This window comes from Blautia acetigignens, assembly GCF_025566865.1.
Classification (GTDB): domain Bacteria; phylum Bacillota; class Clostridia; order Lachnospirales; family Lachnospiraceae; genus Blautia_A; species Blautia_A acetigignens.
This window is the reverse complement of sequence record NZ_JAOQJM010000002.1, coordinates 352,106-375,422: the sequence shown is the minus strand read 5'-3', so window position 1 is coordinate 375,422 and position 23,317 is coordinate 352,106. Positions and strand designations below refer to the sequence as shown.

Sequence of the window (23,317 nt, the reverse complement as noted above, 5' to 3'; positions counted from 1 at the left end):
AGGTTAAGATTTCACGACCTTAACAATTCTCCAGATAAAGAAAATAAGAAGAATAAGGAAAGCTCCGGCAATCACATAATAAGGAATGTAAGTGTGTGCCTCCGAATATTCTCTGGCGGCCTGCATATTCTGTTCACCTTCCTGAACAGATGCAGTGTCCTGTGCCTGTGTCACCTCAAGGACAGCTGATCCCACAGCCGCTCCGTTAAACAGATAAGTGCGGTCGATCTCATCGCCGTTCTGTGTATCTTCTGTAGTCAGGCTGTCTTCTGCAGTGCCGTTGGGGACGACCACATCTCCGCCGGAGATAATACTGAAATCACTGTCTCCAAGAGAAAGCAGCTGGAACTGATCGAATCCGTAATTCAAAATGGAGGCCGCATCCGGTGCGGTCTGTCCGGAAGCACCCTTCAAAACAACGCTGATCAGTGTCATGCCGTCTCGCTGGGCTGCGCACACCAGTGTGCTGCCGGAGGCCTCTGTATAGCCCTCTTTTCCTCCTATGCAGCCCTCATAGAAACCAGTGCTTGCGGTATCGGTCATGGTAAACTTACTGGTCAGATTACGGTCAGCGGCTTTATTAGTAGCCGGGATGGTATAGCTGGTGGCTGCTGCAATAGTGCGGAAGGATTCGCTCTGGATGGCAGCCTGCATGATCAGTGCCATATCGTGGGCTGTGGTATGCTGATTGTCATCGGGAAGTCCGGTGGGATTGGTAAAAACGGTATTGGTGCAGCCAAGCTCCTGGGCACGGCTGTTCATCATCTGTACAAAATTATCTACAGAACCTCCCACATGCTCTGCAATCTGCAAAGCGATATCATTGGCAGAGGCTACCATGATGGCGTACAGACACTGCTCCACAGTGAAAACCTCATCCACCTGGGAGGAGATGCTGGCACCTCCATCGGTAACTCCGGAAACTCCGGTAGCGGTCATTGTAACCTGATCGGTCAGCTGTGCATCTTCAAGAGCAAGAAGGCAGGTCATGATCTTCACCGTGCTTCCCGGGAAAAGCACTTCATCTGCATTCTTGGAATAGAGCACCGTATTGGTGGAATTCTCCATCACTACAGCTGCCTCTGAGGAAATATCGGAGGCCTGAGGCCATCCGGAAATAGAATTGGTGGTGATTCCACCGGCTGCATCAGTGGTCTGGGTCTGATCTGCCTCTTCCGCCATAACCGGTACCTGGCCAAGAAGGGAAGCGGAAAGTCCAAGAACCATAAGTGCTGACAGTATCTTTGGCTTTTTCATCATATAATAAACTCCTGTGCGAAAATAAACTTAATAAAATTATAACATATCCTATAGTTTCCCTGTAAAATAAGAAAATATAAGTACTGGTTATGGATACAATCATATCCTAAAAGCCAGGTTAATTCAACCTTTCTTTTACGCCTTCCTTGCAAATTTGTTTCTTCAATGTTAAAATAGGGGCAATTATAATAGAAAAGGATTTTGGTATGAGTGAAAAAAGCGGATCAGAAGGACGGATCCAGTGGTCCCGTTTCTTCAAAAAATTATCTCCATATATGATCCAGAAGGGACTTTTATATCTGCGGCATTATGGCCTGAAGGAATTCTGGATCCGGCTCCATGAGCGGTTTGAGCCGGAGGAGATTCCATATGGTCCCTGGTATGAGGCGTATGCGCCTGACCAGACGGTCCTTGACAAACAGAGAAAGAAAAAGTTTGTTTATGCGCCCCTTATCAGCGTGGTAGTTCCTGCGTATCGGACTCCGCAGCTGTTTTTGAAGCAGATGATAGATTCTCTTATAGCCCAGACCTATGAGAACTGGGAGCTGTGCATTGCCAACGGAAGCCCGGAAGAGGAATCCATGAGAAAGACTCTGGAAGAGTACAGCAGTAAAGACAGTCGCATCCGTTGGATGGATCTGAATGAGAATAAGGGAATTGCAGAGAATACAAATGCGGCATTTTCCATGGCGAAGGGAGAGTTTGTGGGGCTTCTGGACCATGATGACCTTCTTTCTCCCAATACCCTGTATGAGATCGTGAATGCACTGAATGAGCATGAACAGGCAGATGCAGTGTATACAGATGAGGATAAGGTGACGGCTGAACTGGACGAGCATTTTCAGCCTCACTTAAAGCCTGATTTTAACATCGATCTTCTTCGCTCCAACAATTATATCTGTCACTTTTTTGTTGTGAGACGGCAGCTTGTGGAAGAAGTGGGAGGCTTTCGCCGTGAGTTCGACGGTGCGCAGGATTACGATTTTATTTTCCGCTGTGTGGAAAAAGCCCGTGAGGTTGTGCATGTGCCGGAGATTTTGTATCACTGGCGTACCCATAAGGCATCTACCGCAGATAATCCTGCAAGCAAGATGTATGCTTTTGAAGCCGGCAGGCGTGCGATTGAGGCCCATCTTGAGCGTACCGGGGTGAAAGGAACAGTCAGCCATACTGCAGACCTTGGTTTTTATCGTGTGAAATATCCGGTACAGGGACATCCTCTTGTTTCCATTATCATTCCCAATAAGGATGAGAAGGAGACTCTGGAGAACTGTCTGGAATCCATTCGGAAAAACACTCTTTACGACAACTACGAAATCATTATTGTGGAGAACAACAGTACCACAGATGAGATTTTTGAATATTATAAGAAGATTTCTGCAGATCCAAGAATCCACCTGATCTGCTGGAAAAAGGAATTCAACTATTCTGCCATCAATAATTTCGGCGTGAAAAATGCCAGAGGCGAGTATCTGTTATTCCTGAACAACGATGTGACCGTGATCACAGAGGATTGGCTGGGTGAGATGCTTGGCGTATGCCAGCGAAGAGAAGTAGGAGCTGTAGGCGTGAAGCTTCTTTACCCGGATAATACCATTCAGCATGCTGGCTGTGTGGTTGGAATTGGCGGGATTGCAGGCCATATGTTCGTGGACATGCCTGCAGAGCGCACTGGATACCTTCATAAGGCTTCTATTTTGCAGGACATGAGTGCTGTAACTGCCGCCTGCATGATGATGAAGCGCAGTGCTTTTGACAAGGCCGGCGGATTTACCGAGCAGCTGGCTGTGGCATTCAACGATGTGGATCTTTGCCTGAAAGCGGGAAAAGCAGGTTATCTGGTGGTATATGACCCTTATGTGAAGCTTTACCATATGGAGTCCAAGACCAGGGGAGCTGAGGATGATGATGCCAAGATCCGCCGTTTTCAGAGAGAAATTGAGTATATGAGAAGCAATTGGATAGGGATTCTGAAGAATGGAGACCCTAATTATAACAAGAATCTTTCTCTGACCAAATGGAATTATTCCCTGAGACCGATTCCGGGTATGTCCGGCAAAAATGACGAGAAAGACTAAGGAGAAATTATGCAGGAAGTATCAGTCATTATACCAAATTACAATGGCATGGCATATCTGGAGGGAGTGCTCTCCAGCCTGGAGCAGCAGGAATTTCAGAATTTCGAGACGATTCTGGTAGACAATGGATCATCTGATGGCAGCGTGGCCTTTACAATGGGGAATTATCCCTGGGTACACATTATTGAACTGCCTGATAATTTTGGGTTTTCCAGAGCTGTGAATGAGGGAATTTACGCAGCCAGGGCTCCTTATGTGCTTCTTTTAAATAATGATACAGAAGTGGACCGCTATTTTGTGGGAGAAATGCTGGCTGCCATCAAGCGGCACAGAAGAGCTTTTTCCTGCAGTGCCCGCATGATCTGCTATCATGACAGGGACAAGCTGGATGATGCTGGAAATTATTACAGCGCCCTTGGCTGGGCTTTTGCCAGGGGAAAAGGCAAGGATGTTCACAGTTGCGAGAGTGAGGACAAAATTTTCACCTCCTGTGCAGGGGCTGCTATATATAGGAAGAAAATATTCGAGAAGATTGGTTATTTTGATGAGGAGCACTTTGCATATCTGGAGGATATCGATGTGGGCTACAGGGCGAGAATCAATGGCTATGAGAACTGGTATGCCCCAAAAGCAATCGTGTATCATATAGGAAGCGGAACAAGCGGCTCCAGATACAATCATTTCAAGACCAGGTATTCTTCCAGAAATAATATTTATCTGATCTACAAAAATATGCCGTTTCTGCAGATCCTTCTGAATCTTCCGTTTCTGATCCTGGGATTTGGAATGAAGATTCTGTTCTTTACCCAAAAAGGAATGGGAAGGGAATACATTGCCGGGATCAAGAACGGTTTTCAGATCAGTCACAGAGACAAAAAGGTCAAATTCAAATTGAAAAATCTGGAACAGTATATAAAGATCCAGCTGGAATTATGGGGGAATCTCTTTTACAGATTCTTTGCATAAAAGAATGTTTATCAAATTTTTATAAATGAAGTTTGAAGAATTTGTTGCAATTCTGTTTTATCTATTATAAGATAAGGAAAGTCACAGTCCTGGAGCACTTTTGAAGGAAGTGCATGGGCGGCGGACAGAAGGCAGAGGTGGCAAGCTTGATCAGAGACAATCAGAAGAATTTCAGTCGTCTCCATGTTGTAGTAGATGCCTGTGTAATTACGCTATCTTATTTCTTTGCCTGGGTACTTCGATTTATCGGCCCGTTTGCGGCAACTGCAGTGCGTGCAAGAAGCTTTGAGCAGTATATGTCTGCTCTGATCTTCATTCTGCCTGCATATATTTTGCTATATCATGCGTTTTCCCTGTATGAGCCTATGCGGATGCAGGGAAGACGCCTTGTGCTGTCAAATATTATCAAGGCCAATTCCCTTGGTATTCTGATTACCATATTTATACTGTACACCATTGAAGAGGGGAATATTTCCCGTTCTGTGCTGTATATGTTCTATGGAATCTGTATTCTGGCCAGCTGGGGAGTGAGAATGCTCATTTTCTACAGCCTGCGGAATATGCGAAAGCGCGGACTGAACCAGAAGCAGGTGGTACTTGTAGGATACAGCCGGGCAGCAGAGGAATATATTGACCGCATCAGGGAGAATCCGCAGTGGGGGTATGTTGTGAGAGGAATTCTGGATGACAATATTCCTGCGGGTACTATGTACAAGGGCATTAAGGTAATTGGACGAATTGCCAATCTGAATGTGATCCTGCCTGAGAGCAGGCTGGATGAGATTGCGATTACGCTTGGCTTAAGTGAATATTACCGGCTGGAGGAGATTGTTGCACTTTGCGAGAAATCAGGAGTGCATACAAAGTTTATTCCGGACTATAATAAGATTATTCCTACCAAACCATATACAGAAGATATCCTGGGACTTCCGGTCATCAATATCCGGTATGTGCCCCTGAGCAATACCTTCAATTCCATGATCAAGAGAGTGATGGATATTATCGGATCCATTATCGGGATCATTGTGGCATCTCCGGTTATGCTGGTGATGTGTATTTTAATTAAGATCACATCCCCGGGACCGCTGATCTATCGCCAGGAGCGAGTGGGACTTCATAACCAGACTTTCTGGATGTACAAATTCCGTTCCATGGAGATTCAGCCGGAGGCGGAGGAGAAGAAAGCCTGGACTGTGAAAAACGATCCCAGAGTTACAGGAATTGGAAGATTTATGCGCCGGACCAGTATTGATGAGCTTCCCCAGCTGTTTAACATTCTGAAGGGAGACATGAGCCTGGTGGGACCAAGACCGGAGAGACCATTTTTTGTGGAGAAATTCCGTGAGGAGATTCCAAGATACATGGTGAAGCACCAGGTAAGACCGGGACTGACCGGATGGGCGCAGGTAAATGGCTACAGAGGAGATACCTCCATCCGCAAAAGAATCGAGTATGATTTGTATTACATTGAGAACTGGACCGTTGGTCTGGATATAAAAATATTGTTTATGACAATTTTTAAGGGATTTATTAATAAGAATGCTTACTGAGAAAGGAAAGAGAAATGGCAAGACCTGGTAAAAAAAGGAAGACAGCCCTGTTTATTGTTGAGATTCTTTGTCTGCTTCTGTTTATCGGCGGTCTGTATGTATACGGACAGATCGACAGCAGACTGAATAAGATTGAGACACCGCAGCTGGACGAGAGTAAAATTGTTACGAATGTGACGGCACCGCAGATGACCGGTTATACCACATATGCGCTTTTTGCAATTGACAAGCGTTCCAAGAATGCAGCGCTGGATGCGCAGAACAGTGATACCATTATTGTTGCAAGCATCAATAATGATACCAAAGAAGTGAAGCTGGCTTCCATATATCGTGACACCCTTCTGAATATTGGAAATGACACTTATACCAAGGCGAATGCAGCATATGCATACGGCGGCCCGGAGCAGGCGATTTCCATGCTGAATACCATGCTGGATCTGAATATTACAGATTATGTGACGGTAAACTTCAGTGCAATGGCAGAAGCGGTAGATGCTTTAGGCGGACTTGATCTTCCTCTTTCTTATGCAGAAATGGTTTTCATGAATGACTACTGTATTGAAACCTCGGAAGAGACTGGAAAGAGCTACACTCCGGTGGAACTGCCGGATCCAAAGCCTGTTGATGAGGAGGCTGCTCTTGGAGAGTATCATCTGAATGGAGTACAGGTTGTCTCCTACTGCCGAATCCGTTACACATCCAGTATGGATATGGGACGTACCGAGCGCCAGAGACGAGTGATCGGCCTTATGGTGGATAAGGCGAAGAAGGCTGGAATTACCACTATTTTCAATATTATGGATCAGGTATTCCCGCTGATTACTACATCTGTTTCCAAGACCGAGCTGCTGAACATGGTTCCGAGCCTGATCGGATACAATATTGCAGATACTACAGGTTTCCCATCGAAATACAAGTTTGCGGATGTTAAGAATGCCAGCATGGTAGTTGCAGATACCCTGGAGGAAAACGTTAAGGAACTGCATGCATTCCTGTACGGCGCAGATGAGAGCTATGAGCCGTCCCAGAATATTATTGAAGCCAATGACAAGATCATTGAGCTTGTAGGAGGAGCGGACACATTAGTGGATGAAGCTCCAGCTGTAACCAGTGATGACACTTCGTCTGATGTTGTATGGCAGGGAGATGGAAGCGGAAATTACGATTATAATGATTACAGCAGCGACTATAGCGATGATTACAGTGATGACTATAGCAGCGATTACAGTGATAATGATTATAGTGATGATGGCTTTGAAGACGGAAGCGAATATTAAAAGAAAAGATATCTTGAAGTGACATCATTATAAAGAAAAAATTCGGGGACCATCTGAGAAGGAATGGTCCCTTTTTTAAACGCAAGGAGGAAAGCGGCAATGGAAAAAGTAGATGTGATCATTCCTGCATATCGTCCGAGGGAAGAATTTGCCGGTCTTTTGGATGCACTTTGCAGCCAGAGTTATCCCATAGAAAATATCATTGTCATGAATACAGAAGAAAAATTCTGGAATCCCAAATGGGAGGATGCTTTTCCAAAAGTGAAAGTGACCCATCTGAAAAAAGAAGACTTTGACCATGGCGGAACCAGGCGGGCCGCAGCGAAGCTTTCCGATGCAGATATTATGGTATTTATGACTCAGGATGCCGTTCCGGCAGATCAGGATCTGATCCAGAATCTGATCCGCCCGCTGCAGGAGAATCCAAAGGTAGGTGCTGCCTTTGCAAGACAGCTGGCCAGAGAAGACTGTGCCTATCTGGAAAAATATACCCGTACCTTTAATTATCCGGACAAATCTTCCGTGAAATGGGAGAAGGATACTGCAGCATACGGAATTAAGACCTATTTCTGTTCCAATGTGTGCGCCGCATATAAGAAAAAGATTTACCAGGAAATGGGCGGCTTTATCGAGCATGCGATTTTTAATGAGGACATGATCTATGCCGGAACCATGGCAAAAAAAGGATACGGGATTGCCTACGCAGCAGATGCCTGTGTGATCCATTCCCACAATTATTCCTGTCGCCAGCAGTTTCACCGTAATTTTGACCTGGGTGTTTCCCAGGCCGAGCATCCGGAGATTTTCGCAGGTGTTCCCTCAGAAGGGGAGGGAATTCGTCTTGTAAAGAAAAGTCTTGCCTATCTGGTAAAAACAGGACATATCTGGCTGATTCCCGGGCTGATCGCGCAGAGCGGATTTAAATATGCAGGATATTTCCTTGGAAAAAGATACCGGAAGCTGCCGGAGAAAATGATCCTTTTCTGTACCATGAACCGTGAATACTGGAAAAAACAGGAAGAAAAATAGGGCTTTTGACGCTGTCACCTTTTCTTAAAGAATCTATCACATTTTCAACACAATTGATTGCTAAACTTGTACCATAAAATAAAAGAAATTGTTAGGATTTAACATAGAAGGGAGCAAAACATGAGTGATGAATGGAATTGGGGACAGGATCCGAAGAAGACGGATGATACGCCCCGGCAGTCAGATTCAGATGTGTCCGCGCAGGCTGCATCTGATCAGCAGACAGCCCCCGAAGAAGATCTGAATGAGAATGTAACGTATCATTATAAATACACGCGAAGCAGAGAAGCTGGCGGCAATGCTGCAGACTCAGATAATGGCAATTATTATGCCTCCCATAATTATGGGGGAAATGAATCTGGCAGCAGTGCCGGAAGCACTTCCGGTGAACAAGGTGCAGAACCTAAATATGCACATTACCAGGTAGACGAACAGGAAAAGAAGCCGGAAGAAGAGAAGAACAAACATCGGAAGCATCATGAAAAGAGAGAATCTTCTTCCTTTGGAAAAAAAGCAAGAAACACCATTACCCTGGCTGTAATCTTTGGCCTGGTGGCAGGCCTTGTTTTTCAGGCGGTGAATGCGGTATCTGATCAGTATTTTAAGAAAGATACCACCACATCTGTAGGCACTGCAGAGACGCTTACCTCCTCTGTTTCCGATGAGACCAGCCAGAGCAGCAGCGATACTGTAAGCGCAGACGCAGTTGCAAATGAGAAAGGACCTGTGGCTGGAGTTGCACAGGCTGCCATGCCCTCTGTTGTGGCAATCACCTCCGTCAGCATGCAGGAGATCCGCAGCTTTTTCGGTTATGGAATGGAGTATCCGAGCACAGGAAGCGGTTCCGGTATTATTGTAGGAGAGAATGACAGTGAGCTTCTGATTGCTACTAACAATCATGTGGTAGAGGGAGCAACTACTTTAAGCGTATGCTTCATTGGCGATGATGTGGTGAATGCAGAGCAGGAAACTGAGAATTATGTGACCAGCAATGGAGATTTGAATATTGATGGAGCGGTTTCCGCAAAGATCAAAGGTACAGATGAGGATACAGACCTGGCAGTCATTGCAGTGGAGAAAAGTGATATCCCGGAAGAGACCATGAATCAGATTAAGATTGCGCAGCTTGGCAATTCAGATGACCTGGTTGTTGGTGAGCAGGTAGTAGCTATTGGAAATGCCCTTGGATATGGTCAGACTGTAACCTCCGGATGGGTAAGTGCTTTGGAGCGAACTGTTCAGTCTGATTCCAATACTTATGAAGACCTGATCCAGACAGATGCAGCCATCAATCCTGGAAACAGCGGCGGCGCACTTTTGAATATGCAGGGTGAGCTGATCGGTATCAACTGTGCCAAAATTGCATCCAGCAGTGTGGAAGGTACCGGATATGCAATCCCGATTTCCAAGGCACAGCCGATTCTGGAAGAGTTGATGAACCGCAAAACAAGAGATAAGGTTTCGGATGAATCACAGGCAGGATACCTGGGCGTGAAGTTTGCTGATCTTTCCAGAGAGGCAATCCAGATGTATAATATGCCGGCAGGTGCTTTTGTCATGGACGTTGTTTCCGGCGGCGCAGCAGACAATGCGGGAATCCAGAAGAGTGATATTATTACCAAGCTGGACGGACAGAAGGTTTCCAGCAAAGCGGATATCAACGACAAGCTCCAGTACTATACAGCAGGAGAAGAAATAGAGGTGGGCGTGGCACGCCTGAGCGACGGAGAATATGTGGAATCCACGATTACAGTCACGCTAGGTGCCAGACCGGATAGTAATCAGTAAATTTCAGGGGAGCGAAATGCTCCCCTTTGTTTATAAAAAGTTAATTTCTAAATCTGACAAAAATATGCTACAATAAAAGGACAGAATAAGAAACAGGAAAGGAAAAATTATGACAGATCATTTTGACGATGAAAGAGACGAGATCATCGATGGAGATATAACAGAGAACAACGACAGCAATCAGCAGGATGACAGCGAATATGAGAAATTCTGCTTTCTCTGTCATCGACCGGAGAGCCAGGCTGGCAAGATGATCGAACTGCCTAATAATATACATATCTGCAACGATTGTATGCAGAAGAGCTTTGACACTATGACCCAGCAGATGAATAATGGACTGAACCTGAATGATCTTCTGAACATGCCGAATGTAAGCATGATCAATCTGGGAAGCCTTCAGGATGCCATTCCCCATCCGAAGAAAATAAAGAAGAAAAAGGAGGCTGCCAAGCCAGCCATTGACCTTAAGAAGATTCCGGCACCTCACAAGATCAAGGCAAGCCTTGATGAATATGTAATCGGACAGGAGCGTGCCAAGAAGGTAATGTCTGTTGCTGTTTATAACCATTATAAACGTGTTGCTACAGATACTATGGATGAAATTGAGATTGAGAAGTCCAATATGCTTATGATCGGACCTACAGGCAGCGGTAAAACCTATCTGGTGAAAACTCTCGCCAGACTTCTGGATGTGCCGCTTGCTATTGCAGATGCCACTTCGCTTACAGAGGCTGGCTATATCGGTGACGATATTGAGAGTGTGGTTTCCAAGCTTCTTGCAGCTGCAGACAATGATGTAGAGAAAGCGGAACACGGCATTATCTTTATTGATGAGATTGATAAGCTTGCCAAGAAGAAAAATACCAATCAGCGAGATGTAAGCGGTGAGGCTGTACAGCAGGGACTTTTGAAGCTTCTTGAGGGAAGCGAGGTGGAGGTTCCGGTAGGTGCCAACAGCAAGAATGCGATGGTTCCGATGGTTACTGTGAACACGAAGAATATTCTGTTTATTTGCGGGGGCGCTTTCCCGGATCTGGAGAATATCATTAAGGAGAGACTGAATAAGCAGGCATCCATCGGTTTTTATGCAGATCTTAAGGATAAATATGACAACGATCCTCATATTCTGGAGAAGGTAACTGTAGATGATATTCGTGCGTTTGGCATGATTCCTGAGTTTATCGGACGTCTTCCGATTATCTATACGCTGAACGGACTGAATGAGGATATGCTGGTACAGATTCTTAAGGAGCCTAAGAATGCGATTCTGAAGCAGTACCAGAAGCTTCTTGCATTAGATGAGGTAAAGCTGGATTATGAAGAAGAAGCCCTTCATGCTATTGCAGCTAAAGCTCTGGAGAAGCATACAGGTGCCAGAGGACTGCGCGCTATCCTGGAAGAGTATATGCTGGATATCATGTATGAGATTCCAAAGGATGACAGCATTGGACAGGTGATTATTACAAGAGAATATATTGAAGGTACCGGAGGACCGAGAATCCTGCTTCGAGGTCAGGAAATCCCGCTTCTCTCAGTACAGTAAATCCGCAGCTGCTTTTTGGCTGCCTGCACAGGTAACATGTGGTCAACACTTTTTATATAAATAAAGGAGATGGCAAAATGGCACGCGATTTTTTTGATGAATTAAGTGACACGATAACAAGAACAACGAAGGATTTTAGTAAAAAAGCAAGTCAGATCTATGAGACACAGAAGATCAAAAGTAAAATTGCCAGTGAAGAGCAGATGGTGCAGAAGCTGAAGGCTGATATTGGAAACGTAATCTTTGAGAAATACAAGGATGGTACAGAGGTAGAAGATGGACTGAAGGGATTCTGTGAAGAAATCCAGCAGCATTTGCAGATTATTGCAGGATATAAGGATGCGGCAGCTGATTTAAAGGGGCAGAAAATCTGTCCTGCATGTGGCAAGTCTATTGACAGAAGTGCAGCATTTTGTCCCCTTTGTGGTTCTCCATGTCCGAACCCTGAGCCTGAAGCAACAGAGGGAGAGGTTGTAGATTCCAAGACAGAGGAGCCGGTAGAAGCGGAGGAAGGGATGCCAGAAGAAGCATCAGATGAACACATAGAGACAGTAGAAGAGAGCGAGACAGAACCTGAAAATGCTTCTGCCAAAGAAGAAGCAGAAGCTTCTGAGACCTGCGATAAGAAAATGGAAGATGTCGAGGAGAAGTGAGTATGCTTTCACTGAGTATTGCAGGAGGAATTTTTCTGCTGGATCACAAAATTAAGGAGCATGTAGACAGTACCAGGCTTCAGGGAAGCCGCGAGGAAGTACTTGGAGGCAGAGTGATCCTTCGAAATTGTCACAACAAGAACATGGTGTTTGGAAAAATAAAGCTTGATGAGGAAAGCTGTCGTGAGCTTTCCTTAGCAGGTCTTGGCTGTGTGCTGGGGGAATACTGGCATGAGCTTATTCATGGCCGCAGGCTTGGAAGAATGGGACTTGCCATGGTTCTTGGAGGCGGTATGTCGAATTACATGGACCGCAGAAATAAGGGCTATGTTACAGATTATATCAGCTTTAATGTAAAGAACAAGGATATGCGCAGGATGGTATTTAACCTTTCGGATTTTTGCATCGCCGCCGGTACTGTGCTGTGGGCAGTATCCAGCCTGCTTCCTGACAAAAAAAGAAAAAGAGAAAACATATAAACATAAAGAGACATCTCCTTTGAAAGAAGATGTCTCTTTGTGTTTTGCAGGACGCGAGCCTTGATGCTGTTTCTGCTGCTCTAAGTCTCACGTTTTCCTGGAGAGCCGGGATGCAGGGTAAGGACGCTTTACATCAGTACGTCCAAGCAGATAATCCACACTTACCTTGTAGAAGTCAGCAATCCGGCATAATTGTTCAAGAGGAACGCTCCGTTCCCCTCTTTCATATCGCGAGTAAGTGCGCTGATTTACATTCAGATAGTGTGCCATATATGTCTGCGTCAAATCATGATCCTCCCGAAGCTCTCTGATTCTTTTGTACGTCATATTTCATTTCTCTGGTGTAAAAATATAGACCTGGCCGTCTGTATATGGCCATCTTTCTTATTATAAATTGCAGTTTCATTTGACACCTTAAAAAAGACCAGAATGGACTAACAATATAAATTCAAAATTTTTTAAATTTTTTTGAAAATTAGTGTTGACATTCAAGTGAATATGTTGTATTATAATCAAGAAGTCGCGAGAAAGCGATTGAAACATAAGAAATGCAGGAGTGGCGGAATTGGCAGACGCGCAGGCTTCAGGTGCCTGTGGTCGCAAGATCGTGTGGGTTCAAGTCCCATCTCCTGCATTATTTTTTTTCTTTTGTTACGAATACCAGAGATATCTGAGATCCAGTAGCTTTTTTCTGTTGTGCAATTTTTTTTTGCACAACAGAATTTTTTTTTGCCTGTATTTTATTGAAAAAAGCATTTTGCTATGATACAATCTTGAAGATTTAGGATAAAATACGACATAAGAAAGGGAGATTGTATGAAAGCATTTCTGATATTAGAAGATGGCCATGTATTTACAGGAACCAGCATTGGCGCTGCAAGAGAAGTCATCAGTGAGATCGTATTCAATACTTCCATGACAGGATATCTGGAGGTAATGACTGATCCGTCTTACGCAGGACAGGCGGTTTGCATGACTTATCCGTTAATAGGAAACTACGGAATCTGCTATGATGACCAGGAATCCGCAAAGCCGTGGATCGACGCGTTTATCGTGCGTGAGTTATCCCGTGTTCCAAGCAATTTCAGAAGCGTTGACACGATTCAGCATTTCTTGACCAAACATGACATTCCTGGAATCGCAGGAATTGACACCCGAGCACTTACCAAGATCCTCCGTGAGAAAGGTACCATGAACGGTATGATCACAGTGGATGAAAACTATGACTTAGACGCAATTCTCCCCAAGTTAAAAGCATATACAACTGGTAAAGTAGTAGAAAAGGTAACCTGCCGCGAGAAGGAGATTCTTCCGGGAGACGGCCCGAAGGTTGCACTTATGGACTTTGGCGCAAAGCGCAATATTGCACGTTCCCTGAATAAGCGCGGATGTCAGGTAACCATTTACCCGGCACTGACCCCGGCAGAAGAGATCCTTGCAGATCATCCGGACGGAATCATGCTCAGCAATGGCCCTGGAGATCCAAAGGAATGTACTTCCATTATTAAAGAAGTAAAGAAGCTTTACGATTCTGATATTCCGATCTTTGCAATCTGCCTCGGACATCAGCTGATGGCGCTTGCAACAGGCGGAGATACTTATAAGATGAAATACGGTCACCGCGGCGGCAACCATCCGGTGAAGGATCTTGCTACCGGCAGAGTTTACATTTCCTCCCAGAACCACGGCTATGTAGTAGATGCCAAGGATCTTGAAGAGAAAAACATTGCACATCCTGCATTTGTAAATGTAAACGACGGCACAAACGAAGGAATGGCATACGTTGGAAAGAATATTTTCACCGTACAGTTCCATCCGGAGGCATGCCCGGGACCGCAAGATTCCAGTTACCTGTTTGACAGATTTATGGATATGATGGGAGGAAATAAATAATGCCAAGAAATAAAGACATTAAAAAAGTACTTGTTATTGGTTCTGGTCCGATCATCATCGGTCAGGCAGCAGAGTTCGATTATGCAGGAACACAGGCCTGCCGTTCTTTAAAAGAAGAAGGCCTTGAGGTTGTTCTTCTGAACTCCAACCCGGCAACCATTATGACAGATAAAGACATTGCTGACCGTGTTTATATTGAACCTCTTACTGTAGAGGTTGTAGAGCAGCTGATCCTGAAGGAGAAACCGGACAGTGTACTTCCTACTCTTGGCGGACAGGCAGGCTTGAATCTGGCTATGGAGCTGGATGAAAAGGGTTTCCTGAAGGAGCATAATGTAAGACTGATCGGAACTACAGCTCAGACCATTAAGAAGGCTGAGGACCGTCAGGAATTTAAAGATACCATGGAAAAAATTGGTGAGCCGGTTGCAGCATCTAAGGTTGTTACAACAGTAGAGGATGGACTTGCATTTACCAATACCATCGGTTATCCGGTTGTACTTCGTCCTGCTTATACCCTTGGTGGAAGCGGCGGCGGTATTGCCCATAATGAATATGAGCTTCGCGAGATCCTGGAGAATGGACTTCGTCTTTCCCGTGTCGGAGAGGTTCTGGTAGAACGCTGTATCGCAGGCTGGAAAGAAATTGAGTATGAGGTAATGCGTGACGGTGCAGGAAACTGTATTACCGTCTGCAATATGGAAAATATTGACCCGGTTGGTGTTCACACAGGAGACTCTATTGTAGTTGCACCATCTCAGACTCTTGGTGACAAAGAGTATCAGATGCTTCGTACATCTGCTCTTAATATTATCACAGAGCTTGGAATCACAGGCGGCTGTAATGTTCAGTATGCGCTGAAGCCAGACAGCTTTGAGTACTGTGTAATCGAGGTTAACCCACGTGTAAGCCGTTCTTCTGCACTTGCAAGTAAGGCTACCGGTTATCCCATTGCTAAGGTTGCTGCAAAGATTGCCCTTGGATATACACTGGATGAGATTCCAAATGCCATCACAGGCAAAACATACGCAAGCTTTGAGCCAATGCTTGACTACTGTGTAGTTAAGATCCCGAGACTTCCGTTTGATAAATTTATTACAGCAAAGAGAACCCTTACCACACAGATGAAAGCTACCGGAGAGGTTATGAGTATCTGTCATAGCTTTGAAGGTGCTCTTATGAAAGCGATCCGTTCCCTGGAGCAGCATGTGGACAGCCTGATGTCTTATGATTTTACCCAGCTTACAGACGAGGAGCTTCTTGCAGAGCTTGAGATCGTAGATGACCGCAGAATCTGGAAGATTGCAGAAGCAATCCGCCGCGGTATGCCGCAGTCCATGCTTCACGATATCACACAGATCGATATCTGGTTCATTGACAAGATTGCAATTCTGGTAGGTATGGAGAATGCACTGAAGAACAGAAAGCTTACCAAAGAACTTCTTCTGGAAGCAAAACGCATGGAGTTCCCGGACTACATCATTGCCCGCCTTACAGGCAAAACTGAGGATGAAATCAAGGGACTTCGCAGTGAGTACGGCATCAAGGCTGCATATAAGATGGTTGATACCTGTGCTGCAGAGTTTGCTGCTGCAACTCCGTATTACTATTCTGTATATGGTGATGAAGGCACAGAGAACGAAGCAATTGCCACACCGGATAAGAAAAAGATCCTGGTACTTGGTTCCGGACCGATCCGTATCGGACAGGGTATTGAGTTCGATTTCTGCTCCGTACACTGTACCTGGGCTTTTGCGAAGGAAGGCTATGAGACGATTATTATCAACAACAATCCGGAAACTGTAAGTACAGACTTTGATATTGCAGATAAGCTGTATTTTGAGCCCCTTACACCGGAGGATGTTGAGAATATTGTAAATATTGAGAAACCGGACGGAGCGGTTGTTCAGTTCGGCGGACAGACTGCCATCAAGCTGACAGAAGCTCTTACCAAGATGGGTGTGAAGATTCTTGGAACATCTGCTGAGAACGTAGATGCAGCTGAGGACCGTGAGCTGTTTGATGAGATTCTTGAGAAGTGCCAGATCCCGAGACCGAAGGGACACACTGTATTTACCGCAGAGGAAGCGAAGAAAGCTGCAAATGAGCTGGGCTATCCGGTTCTGGTTCGTCCTTCCTATGTACTTGGCGGTCAGGGAATGCGTATTGCAGTAAGCGATGAGGATGTGGAAGAGTACATCGGTGTGATCAACCAGATCGCACAGGAGCATCCAATCCTTGTTGACAAGTACCTGATGGGAAAAGAAATCGAGGTTGATGCCGTATGCGACGGCGAGGACATTTTGATTCCTGGTATTATGGAGCATATTGAGCGTGCCGGAATCCATTCCGGTGACAGTATTTCCGTATATCCGGCAAGAACCATCAGTGAAAAAGCAAAAGAGACTATTGCAGAGTACACCAAACGTCTTGCAAGAGCACTGCATGTCATCGGTATGATCAACATCCAGTTTATCGTTCTTGGAGATGACGTATACGTAATTGAGGTTAACCCGCGTTCCAGCCGTACCGTACCTTACATCAGCAAGGTTACCGGAATCCCGATCGTACCGCTGGCAACCAAGGTAATCCTTGGATACAAGCTGAAAGACATGGGCTATGAGCCAGGACTTCAGCCGGAAGCAAAACATATTGCCATCAAGATGCCGGTATTCTCCTTCGAGAAGATCCGCGGCGCTGATATCAGCCTTGGACCGGAGATGAAGTCCACAGGTGAGTGCCTTGGTATTGCAGAGACCTTCAATGAGGCTCTTTACAAAGCATTCCTTGGTGCCGGAATCCGTCTGCCGAAGTACAAGAACATGATCATGACAGTCAGACCGGAAGAGCAGGAAGATGCAGTTCCGATCGCAAAGAGATTCGAGGCACTTGGATACCGTATCTACGCTACAAGAGGAACCGCAAATACTTTGAAAGAGCACGGCGTTAAGGTAATCCGCACCAACAAGCTGGAGCAGCCTGCACCGAACCTTATGGATCTGATCCTTGGTCATAAGATTGATGTGGTTATCGACATCCCATCCCAGGGCGTTGAGCATCAGAAGGATGGATTCGTGATCAGACGTAATGCCATCGAGACTGGTGTAAATGTTCTTACCAGCCTTGATACAGCAGAAGCTCTGGTAACCAGTCTTGAGAACACAGATGCCAAGAAGTTGAGCCTGATCGATATCGCGACTATTGCCAGAAGATAAGCAGCTGTTAAACAAAAGCTAAATTTTGCGAAAAAAGCAAAATACAAGTTTACGAAAGTCATTTGATGTAATATACTAAAGAGGACGGAGAAATTTAAGTCTCCGTCCTCATTTTGTTCAAGATAAGAAAGGGGTAGAAATGGATATTATCGAACTTTTAAAGGTAATTCTCCTTGGTATTGTGGAAGGAATTACAGAGTGGCTTCCTATCAGCAGTACCGGCCATATGATCCTGGTGGATGAGTTTATTCACCTGAATGTTTCTCAGGATTTTATGGATGTATTTCTGGTTGTGATCCAGCTGGGAGCAATTCTCGCAGTCGTTGTTTTGTACTGGAATAAGCTGTGGCCGTTTTACATAAAGAAGCTTCCCAGAAGAACTCAGATGGCCATCGCTAAGAAGCCGAAATGGGCGCAGGTAATTCTGAATTTTGTTGAGCGCTACTGTGATAAGGACAAATGGATCCTGTGGTTTAAGATCGTGGTAGCATGTCTGCCGACTATCATTATTGCGCTTCCGTTTAATGATTTTATTGAGGCGCATTTCAACAACTATGTTGTAGTAGCCATCGCGTTAATTGTCTACGGTGTTCTGTTTATCATTGTGGAAAACTACAACAAAGGCAGAGAGCCGCAGTGCACAAGTCTGGAAGATCTGACTTTCAAGACTGCATTTTTGATTGGCTGCTTCCAGGTTCTTTCTGTTGTTCCGGGAACTTCCAGATCCGGTTCCACCATTATCGGAGGAATCCTGGTTGGTACCTCCCGTACCGTTGCAGCTGAGTTTACCTTCTTCCTTGGCATTCCGGTTATGTTCGGAGCCAGCCTTCTGAAGCTGCTGAAATTCGGCTTTGGATTTACAGGAACAGAGGTATTGATTCTGGTAATCGGTATGGTGGTTTCATTTGTGGTTTCCATCCTTGCAATCAAGTTCCTGATGGGCTATATCAAGAAGCATGACTTCAAGGCATTCGGCTGGTACCGAATCGTACTTGGTGCGCTGGTTCTGGTTTATTTCATCGGCAAGACCTTACTTGCATAAAATTATATATAAGAAATTTCGGCGTCAGCCTGCAGGGGAAACTTTGCGGGCTGGCGCTTTTTCTATGAAGTTTTTGACAGATTAGGGTGTTTCCTTACATAAGGGAATCGGTTATAATAGGAATTAAGAATTTAGTAAAAACGAGGTGTACTATGGGAAAATATATAATGGCATTGGACCAGGGAACTACCAGTTCCAGATGTATTTTATTTGATAAGAAGGGCAATATGTGCAGTGTTGCCCAGAAGGAATACAAACAGTATTATCCGAAGCCTGGCTGGGTGGAGCATGACCCAAAGGAAATCTGGTCCTCTCAGATTTCCGTGGCTACTGAGGCCATGAGCAAGATCGGCGTGGATGCAGAGGACATCCATGCCATCGGAATCACCAACCAGCGTGAGACAACCATTGTATGGGACAAAAAGACAGGAGAGCCTGTCTATCCGGCAATTGTGTGGCAGTGCCGCAGAACAGCCGATATGATTGAGAAGATGGAAAAAGATGGTATGTCAGAGCTGGTGCGAAAGAAGACCGGACTGATTCCGGACGCTTATTTTTCCGGAACCAAGCTGAAATGGATCCTGGATCATGTGGAGGGAGCAAGAGAACGTGCCCAAAATGGAGAACTGCTTTTTGGAACTGTGGACACCTGGCTGATCTGGAAGCTGACAAAGGGAAAAGTGCATGTGACTGATTACACCAATGCTTCCAGAACCATGCTTTTTGATATTCACCAGAGAAAATGGGACAAAGAGATTCTGGAGTATCTGAATATTCCCGAATGCATGCTGCCGGAGGTAAAGCCGAGCAGCTGCATTTACGGCTATACCAACGAGAATCTGATCGGCGGCAGAATTCCCATCGCAGGCGCAGCAGGAGACCAGCAGGCAGCACTTTTCGGCCAGTGCTGTTTCGAATCCGGTGATGTGAAAAATACATATGGAACCGGATGTTTCATGCTTATGCACACCGGAGATACAGCCGTAGAATCAAAGAACGGACTTCTTACCACCATTGCTGTAAAAGCCGACGGAACGCCCGGTTACGCTCTTGAGGGAAGCGTTTTTGTGGCTGGTGCGGCAATCCAGTGGCTGCGCGATGAGGTTGGAATCCTGGAAAGCTCCCCGGATTCCGAGAAATACTGTCTGTCTGTGTCAGACACAAACGGCGTCTATGTAGTGCCTGCTTTTACCGGACTTGGCGCGCCCTATTGGGATCAGTACGCAAGAGGAGCCATTCTGGGCCTTACCAGGGGCGCAGGAAAAGCCCATCTTGTGCGGGCTACTGTAGAGTCCCTTGCCTACCAGGTGCATGACGTGCTGGAAGCCATGGAAAAGGATTCCGGCCTTGATCTTAGCGCCCTCCGCGTAGACGGCGGCGCCAGCGCCAACAACTTCCTCATGCAGTTCCAGGCCGACCTCTTGGACACCCAGGTAGTCCGCCCAAGCTGCATCGAAACTACCGCCCTTGGCGCATCCTATCTTGCCGGCCTTGCCACCGGCTTCTGGAAAGACGCATCCGAAGTAAAACAAAACTGGCAGATCGGCCAGAAATTTGCCCCTCACATGACCGCCGAAGAACGCAGCAAGAAGCTGAAAGGCTGGAAGAAAGCTGTGAGATGCACCTTTGAGTGGGCGAAGGAAGATGAGACGAATATGTAAGCATCTTAGAAACACTCACTCTTCGTGCAAGCGAGAAGAGGATGAGAAGATAGAAGATAACAGAAGATTGCGCTGCTATACTGCAGGCATATCTGCAGTCCTAAACAAAAATGGCGGATCCATTTAATGGAATCCGCCAAAATAATTTTGTAAAGTGTCCAATATTAGAAATTATGAGACACCTGTTTTCTTTTGTGTATTTCGATTTTTGGCCGCCAAACGAAAGGCTTTTTCCATTGCTGGGGTAAGGGCAGGAGAATCTTCATCAAAAACAATATCCTTTTTGGCAGCAGCTTCTATTTGTTGAATTTGTTCTTTGGTTGGTTGCTGATTTCTATTCAAAGTAACTGTCTTGATCAAAGTAAATACTCCTTTCTTGAAAGACAGGCCACAGAGCAGCAGTGCTCCATGGCCAAAATAGTTTTCTTTATTATACATGTTAAACCCAACTTTAAGTCAAGAAAAATTTCCGGTGCTCCTGTTAAATGTAAAAGTAACTTCCTGATTATAAGACTTAATTCGCCTTCTTATACTTAATATAATTCACTACCATCATAGCCAGCTTAAATGTCAACGCATCCTCAAAGGTCCGGATATCCAATCCAAATTTCTTCTGTAGCTTTTCAAAACGGTACACCAGCGTGTTACGATGCACATAAAGCTGGCGGGAGGTTTCAGAAAGGTTCAGGTTGTTTTCAAAGAAGGTGCGGATGGTGGTAAGAGTCTCATCATCAATGGAATCCAGAGTCTCTTCCTTGAAAAACTCATCGATAAACATCTCGCAGATCTCTACCGGCAGCTGGTAAATCAGTCGTCCGATTCCCAGGCGGTTGTATCCGAAAACATTCTTGCCCGTGTAAAAAATCTTGCCCACTTCCAGCGCAGTGCGGGCCTCCTTATAGGCATCCGGAAGCTGCTTCAGGTCATCCGCAATATTGCTGTAAGAAACCCAGGCAGAAGTCATGGCCTCAGTATTCAGCATGTCTACCAGCATATGAGCAATGTCGTCCAGATCAGAATAATCTTCAGAAGGCTGCAGCTCCCGAAGGACAATAATTCCGGAGTCGTCAATAGCTGTGATAAAGTCACGGGTTTTGGCAGCAAAAATATTGCGGATGGTAGCAAGCGCATTCTCATCCTTGCTCTGTTTGGTCTCTACAAGGAAAACGGCACGTCTCACAGTTGTAGCAATGTGAAGCTTCTTGGCACGGTTAAAAGCGTCCACTTCAGAGTAGGAGCCAAGAAGAAGATTCTGCATAAAAACATTCTTATCACTTTTCTCCGTATAAGCGGTGAGCAGACTCTCAATCTGGCAGACAGCCAGTTCCCCGATAGTGGAAGCTGCCTCCGCATTTCCCCACACGATCAGAATATACTGAAGCTGGTGGTTTTCCATAACCTTGTAAAGGCGGCAGTTCATATTGGAAATACACAAAGCTTCCTCATCCTTAAATTCGTCCAGTTTCTCGGTGGAAGGCAGGGCTCTGTCGCAGGTGCTGATATAAATCGTGTTGTCTAAATGAACAAGGCAGAAGTCCAGATGACTGATGTTCTTCCAGTCTTCCAGACATTTCTGGAGAATCTGAAGTAATTTCATAAGGTTGTCTCCTTTGTGAAAAAAATAATAAAAATCCGTCCTAGATACTCACAGTATAACACAAAAAAGCCCCAGGGGAAAACCCCTGAGGCCCAATTTCATTCTTCTAAAAATTAGTTGCAGATAACAAGCTCTGTCTCTTTGTCGAAGAAGTGAGATTTCTCCATATCGAATGCGAATTTGATTGTATCGCCTGTCTTGGAGTTTGTACGAGGATCAACTCGTGCTGTAACCTGAGTTCCGTTTACATCGAAGTACAGGAATACTTCAGCACCAAGAAGCTCATAAACCTTAACGGTAGATGTCATTGGAGCGCTTGGAGAAGCCTCGATGAACATCTGGGAATCATGAATATCCTCTGGACGGATACCAAGAACAACTGTCTTTCCAACATAGCCGCCATCTTTCAGAACTTTCGCTTTTGCAGCTGGGATAACAACGTCATACTCACCAACCTTAGCAACAAGGTCGCCGCCTTTTTCTGCGATCTGAGCATCAAGGAAGTTCATCTGCGGAGATCCCATGAATCCTGCTACGAACAGGTTGCCTGGCTGCTCATAAAGGTGCTGTGGTGTATCAACCTGCTGAACAACACCATCTTTCATAACAACGATTCTGGTACCAAGAGTCATAGCCTCTGTCTGGTCATGTGTTACATAGATGATAGTTGCGCCCAGTCTCTGATGGATCTTGGAAATCTCAATACGCATCTGTACACGAAGTTTAGCATCCAGGTTGGAAAGAGGCTCATCCATAAGGAATACCTTAGGATTACGAACGATAGCACGTCCCATAGCAACACGCTGTCTCTGTCCACCGGAAAGAGCCTTCGGTTTACGATCAAGAAGTTTCTCAAGGTCAAGGATTCTTGCAGCTTCTCTAACTGCTTTGTCAATCTGGTCTTTCGGAACTTTACGAAGTTTCAGACCAAATGCCATGTTATCATATACTGTCATATGAGGATACAGAGCGTAGTTCTGGAATACCATTGCGATATCACGGTCTTTCGGCTCTACATCGTTCATAACTTTGTCACCGATCTTTAATGTACCACCGCTGATCTCCTCAAGACCTGCGATCATACGAAGTGTTGTAGATTTACCACATCCGGATGGTCCTACGAAGATGATGAACTCTTTGTCTTCGATTTCAAGGTTGAAGTCTTTAACTGCCTGGAAACCATTCGGGTAAGTTTTGTTAATGTGCTGTAATGATAAGCTTGCCATGATTTTTCCTCCAAATTTTCAATACATTATGATAATCAACATTTCTTCGATGCTTTTTTC

At 45.3% G+C, this 23,317-nt stretch carries 18 protein-coding genes and 1 tRNA gene; 14 read left to right on the top strand and 5 right to left on the bottom strand.

The features are described 5' to 3' along the window. Window positions 1–3 precede the first annotated feature (3 nt). Complete coding sequence (locus OCV70_RS04595) at window positions 4–1,260, bottom strand: D-alanyl-D-alanine carboxypeptidase family protein (RefSeq protein ID WP_021926302.1); 1,257 nt, start codon at window positions 1,258–1,260, stop codon at window positions 4–6. A gap of 206 nt (window positions 1,261–1,466) precedes the next feature. On the opposite strand from OCV70_RS04595, the gene OCV70_RS04590 reads away from it, so the two are divergent. The 9 genes from OCV70_RS04590 to OCV70_RS04550 all read left to right on the top strand — a co-directional run bounded on the left by OCV70_RS04590 (window position 1,467) and on the right by OCV70_RS04550 (window position 12,623). After that, entirely contained in the window at window positions 1,467–3,338 is a 1,872-nt protein-coding gene (locus OCV70_RS04590; RefSeq protein WP_186901943.1) for a glycosyltransferase family 2 protein, read from the top strand. Between the two features lie 9 nt (window positions 3,339–3,347). Continuing rightward, a complete protein-coding gene (locus OCV70_RS04585; RefSeq protein ID WP_117853211.1) occupies window positions 3,348–4,304 on the top strand; it encodes a glycosyltransferase family 2 protein in 957 nt (318 codons plus the stop codon). 146 nt (window positions 4,305–4,450) lie between these two features. Next, window positions 4,451–5,854 carry an undecaprenyl-phosphate glucose phosphotransferase gene (locus tag OCV70_RS04580; protein ID WP_117853359.1) on the top strand — a complete coding sequence of 468 codons (1,404 nt, stop codon included), beginning with the start codon at window positions 4,451–4,453 and terminating at the stop codon, window positions 5,852–5,854. Between the two features lie 14 nt (window positions 5,855–5,868). Next, on the top strand, window positions 5,869–7,131 hold the full coding sequence (locus OCV70_RS04575; RefSeq protein WP_117853213.1) for an LCP family protein: 1,263 nt from the start codon (window positions 5,869–5,871) through the stop codon (window positions 7,129–7,131). A 99-nt stretch (window positions 7,132–7,230) separates the two neighbouring features. Next, window positions 7,231–8,160, top strand: coding sequence for a glycosyltransferase family 2 protein (locus OCV70_RS04570; RefSeq protein ID WP_173765195.1), 930 nt, complete (start codon window positions 7,231–7,233; stop codon window positions 8,158–8,160). A 120-nt stretch (window positions 8,161–8,280) separates the two neighbouring features. After that, window positions 8,281–9,948, top strand: coding sequence for a S1C family serine protease (locus OCV70_RS04565; protein ID WP_173765197.1), 1,668 nt, complete (start codon window positions 8,281–8,283; stop codon window positions 9,946–9,948). Between the two features lie 109 nt (window positions 9,949–10,057). Next, complete coding sequence (gene clpX / locus OCV70_RS04560; RefSeq protein WP_173765199.1) at window positions 10,058–11,491, top strand: ATP-dependent Clp protease ATP-binding subunit ClpX; 1,434 nt, start codon at window positions 10,058–10,060, stop codon at window positions 11,489–11,491. Between the two features lie 77 nt (window positions 11,492–11,568). Further along, on the top strand, window positions 11,569–12,144 hold the full coding sequence (locus OCV70_RS04555; RefSeq protein WP_117853222.1) for a zinc ribbon domain-containing protein: 576 nt from the start codon (window positions 11,569–11,571) through the stop codon (window positions 12,142–12,144). A gap of 2 nt (window positions 12,145–12,146) precedes the next feature. Then, window positions 12,147–12,623: a signal peptidase II gene (locus OCV70_RS04550; protein WP_117853224.1), complete on the top strand. Its 477-nt coding sequence runs from the start codon at window positions 12,147–12,149 to the stop codon at window positions 12,621–12,623. A gap of 87 nt (window positions 12,624–12,710) precedes the next feature. On the opposite strand, the gene OCV70_RS04545 is transcribed toward OCV70_RS04550, so the two are convergent. Then, complete coding sequence (locus OCV70_RS04545) at window positions 12,711–12,950, bottom strand: helix-turn-helix domain-containing protein (RefSeq protein ID WP_021926312.1); 240 nt, start codon at window positions 12,948–12,950, stop codon at window positions 12,711–12,713. Between the two features lie 223 nt (window positions 12,951–13,173). On the opposite strand from OCV70_RS04545, the gene OCV70_RS04540 reads away from it, so the two are divergent. The 5 genes from OCV70_RS04540 to glpK all read left to right on the top strand — a co-directional run bounded on the left by OCV70_RS04540 (window position 13,174) and on the right by glpK (window position 20,434). Continuing rightward, window positions 13,174–13,257, top strand: a tRNA-Leu gene (locus OCV70_RS04540). A gap of 182 nt (window positions 13,258–13,439) precedes the next feature. Continuing rightward, on the top strand, window positions 13,440–14,516 hold the full coding sequence (locus tag OCV70_RS04535; RefSeq protein ID WP_173765201.1) for a carbamoyl phosphate synthase small subunit: 1,077 nt from the start codon (window positions 13,440–13,442) through the stop codon (window positions 14,514–14,516). Then, entirely contained in the window at window positions 14,516–17,731 is a 3,216-nt protein-coding gene (gene carB, locus OCV70_RS04530) for a carbamoyl-phosphate synthase large subunit (RefSeq protein WP_173765213.1), read from the top strand. Before OCV70_RS04535 ends, carB begins: the two co-directional genes overlap by 1 nt. Before the next feature lie 139 nt (window positions 17,732–17,870). After that, window positions 17,871–18,773, top strand: coding sequence for an undecaprenyl-diphosphate phosphatase (locus OCV70_RS04525; protein WP_173765215.1), 903 nt, complete (start codon window positions 17,871–17,873; stop codon window positions 18,771–18,773). 152 nt (window positions 18,774–18,925) lie between these two features. Beyond that, on the top strand, window positions 18,926–20,434 hold the full coding sequence (gene glpK, locus OCV70_RS04520; protein ID WP_117853234.1) for a glycerol kinase GlpK: 1,509 nt from the start codon (window positions 18,926–18,928) through the stop codon (window positions 20,432–20,434). Window positions 20,435–20,605: 171 nt separating this feature from the next. On the opposite strand, the gene OCV70_RS04515 is transcribed toward glpK, so the two are convergent. The 3 genes from OCV70_RS04515 to OCV70_RS04505 all read right to left on the bottom strand — a co-directional run bounded on the left by OCV70_RS04515 (window position 20,606) and on the right by OCV70_RS04505 (window position 23,257). Continuing rightward, entirely contained in the window at window positions 20,606–20,794 is a 189-nt protein-coding gene (locus tag OCV70_RS04515; RefSeq protein ID WP_117853236.1) for a hypothetical protein, read from the bottom strand. Window positions 20,795–20,948: 154 nt separating this feature from the next. Continuing rightward, the gene (locus OCV70_RS04510) at window positions 20,949–22,031 is read right to left on the bottom strand and encodes a PucR family transcriptional regulator (RefSeq protein ID WP_021925815.1); all 1,083 of its coding nucleotides are present in this window, start codon (window positions 22,029–22,031) and stop codon (window positions 20,949–20,951) included. Between the two features lie 113 nt (window positions 22,032–22,144). Further along, window positions 22,145–23,257 (bottom strand): ABC transporter ATP-binding protein, encoded by a 1,113-nt coding sequence (locus tag OCV70_RS04505; RefSeq protein ID WP_117853240.1) that lies wholly within the window; start codon window positions 23,255–23,257, stop codon window positions 22,145–22,147. Window positions 23,258–23,317 lie beyond the last annotated feature (60 nt).

Bases quoted from the DNA above. Each gene is read 5' to 3' on its own strand.
- OCV70_RS04570 (WP_173765195.1), top strand. From the start codon at position 7,231: ATGGAAAAAGTAGATGTGATCATTCCTGCATATCGTCCGAGGGAAGAA.
- OCV70_RS04595 (WP_021926302.1), bottom strand. From the start codon at position 1,260: ATGATGAAAAAGCCAAAGATACTGTCAGCACTTATGGTTCTTGGACTT.
- OCV70_RS04550 (WP_117853224.1), top strand. From the start codon at position 12,147: ATGCTTTCACTGAGTATTGCAGGAGGAATTTTTCTGCTGGATCACAAA.
- carB (WP_173765213.1), top strand. From the start codon at position 14,516: ATGCCAAGAAATAAAGACATTAAAAAAGTACTTGTTATTGGTTCTGGT.
- OCV70_RS04545 (WP_021926312.1), bottom strand. From the start codon at position 12,950: ATGACGTACAAAAGAATCAGAGAGCTTCGGGAGGATCATGATTTGACG.
- OCV70_RS04525 (WP_173765215.1), top strand. From the start codon at position 17,871: ATGGATATTATCGAACTTTTAAAGGTAATTCTCCTTGGTATTGTGGAA.
- glpK (WP_117853234.1), top strand. From the start codon at position 18,926: ATGGGAAAATATATAATGGCATTGGACCAGGGAACTACCAGTTCCAGA.
- OCV70_RS04510 (WP_021925815.1), bottom strand. From the start codon at position 22,031: ATGAAATTACTTCAGATTCTCCAGAAATGTCTGGAAGACTGGAAGAAC.
- OCV70_RS04575 (WP_117853213.1), top strand. From the start codon at position 5,869: ATGGCAAGACCTGGTAAAAAAAGGAAGACAGCCCTGTTTATTGTTGAG.
- OCV70_RS04585 (WP_117853211.1), top strand. From the start codon at position 3,348: ATGCAGGAAGTATCAGTCATTATACCAAATTACAATGGCATGGCATAT.
- OCV70_RS04565 (WP_173765197.1), top strand. From the start codon at position 8,281: ATGAGTGATGAATGGAATTGGGGACAGGATCCGAAGAAGACGGATGAT.
- clpX (WP_173765199.1), top strand. From the start codon at position 10,058: ATGACAGATCATTTTGACGATGAAAGAGACGAGATCATCGATGGAGAT.
- OCV70_RS04535 (WP_173765201.1), top strand. From the start codon at position 13,440: ATGAAAGCATTTCTGATATTAGAAGATGGCCATGTATTTACAGGAACC.
- OCV70_RS04555 (WP_117853222.1), top strand. From the start codon at position 11,569: ATGGCACGCGATTTTTTTGATGAATTAAGTGACACGATAACAAGAACA.
- OCV70_RS04590 (WP_186901943.1), top strand. From the start codon at position 1,467: ATGAGTGAAAAAAGCGGATCAGAAGGACGGATCCAGTGGTCCCGTTTC.
- OCV70_RS04505 (WP_117853240.1), bottom strand. From the start codon at position 23,257: ATGGCAAGCTTATCATTACAGCACATTAACAAAACTTACCCGAATGGT.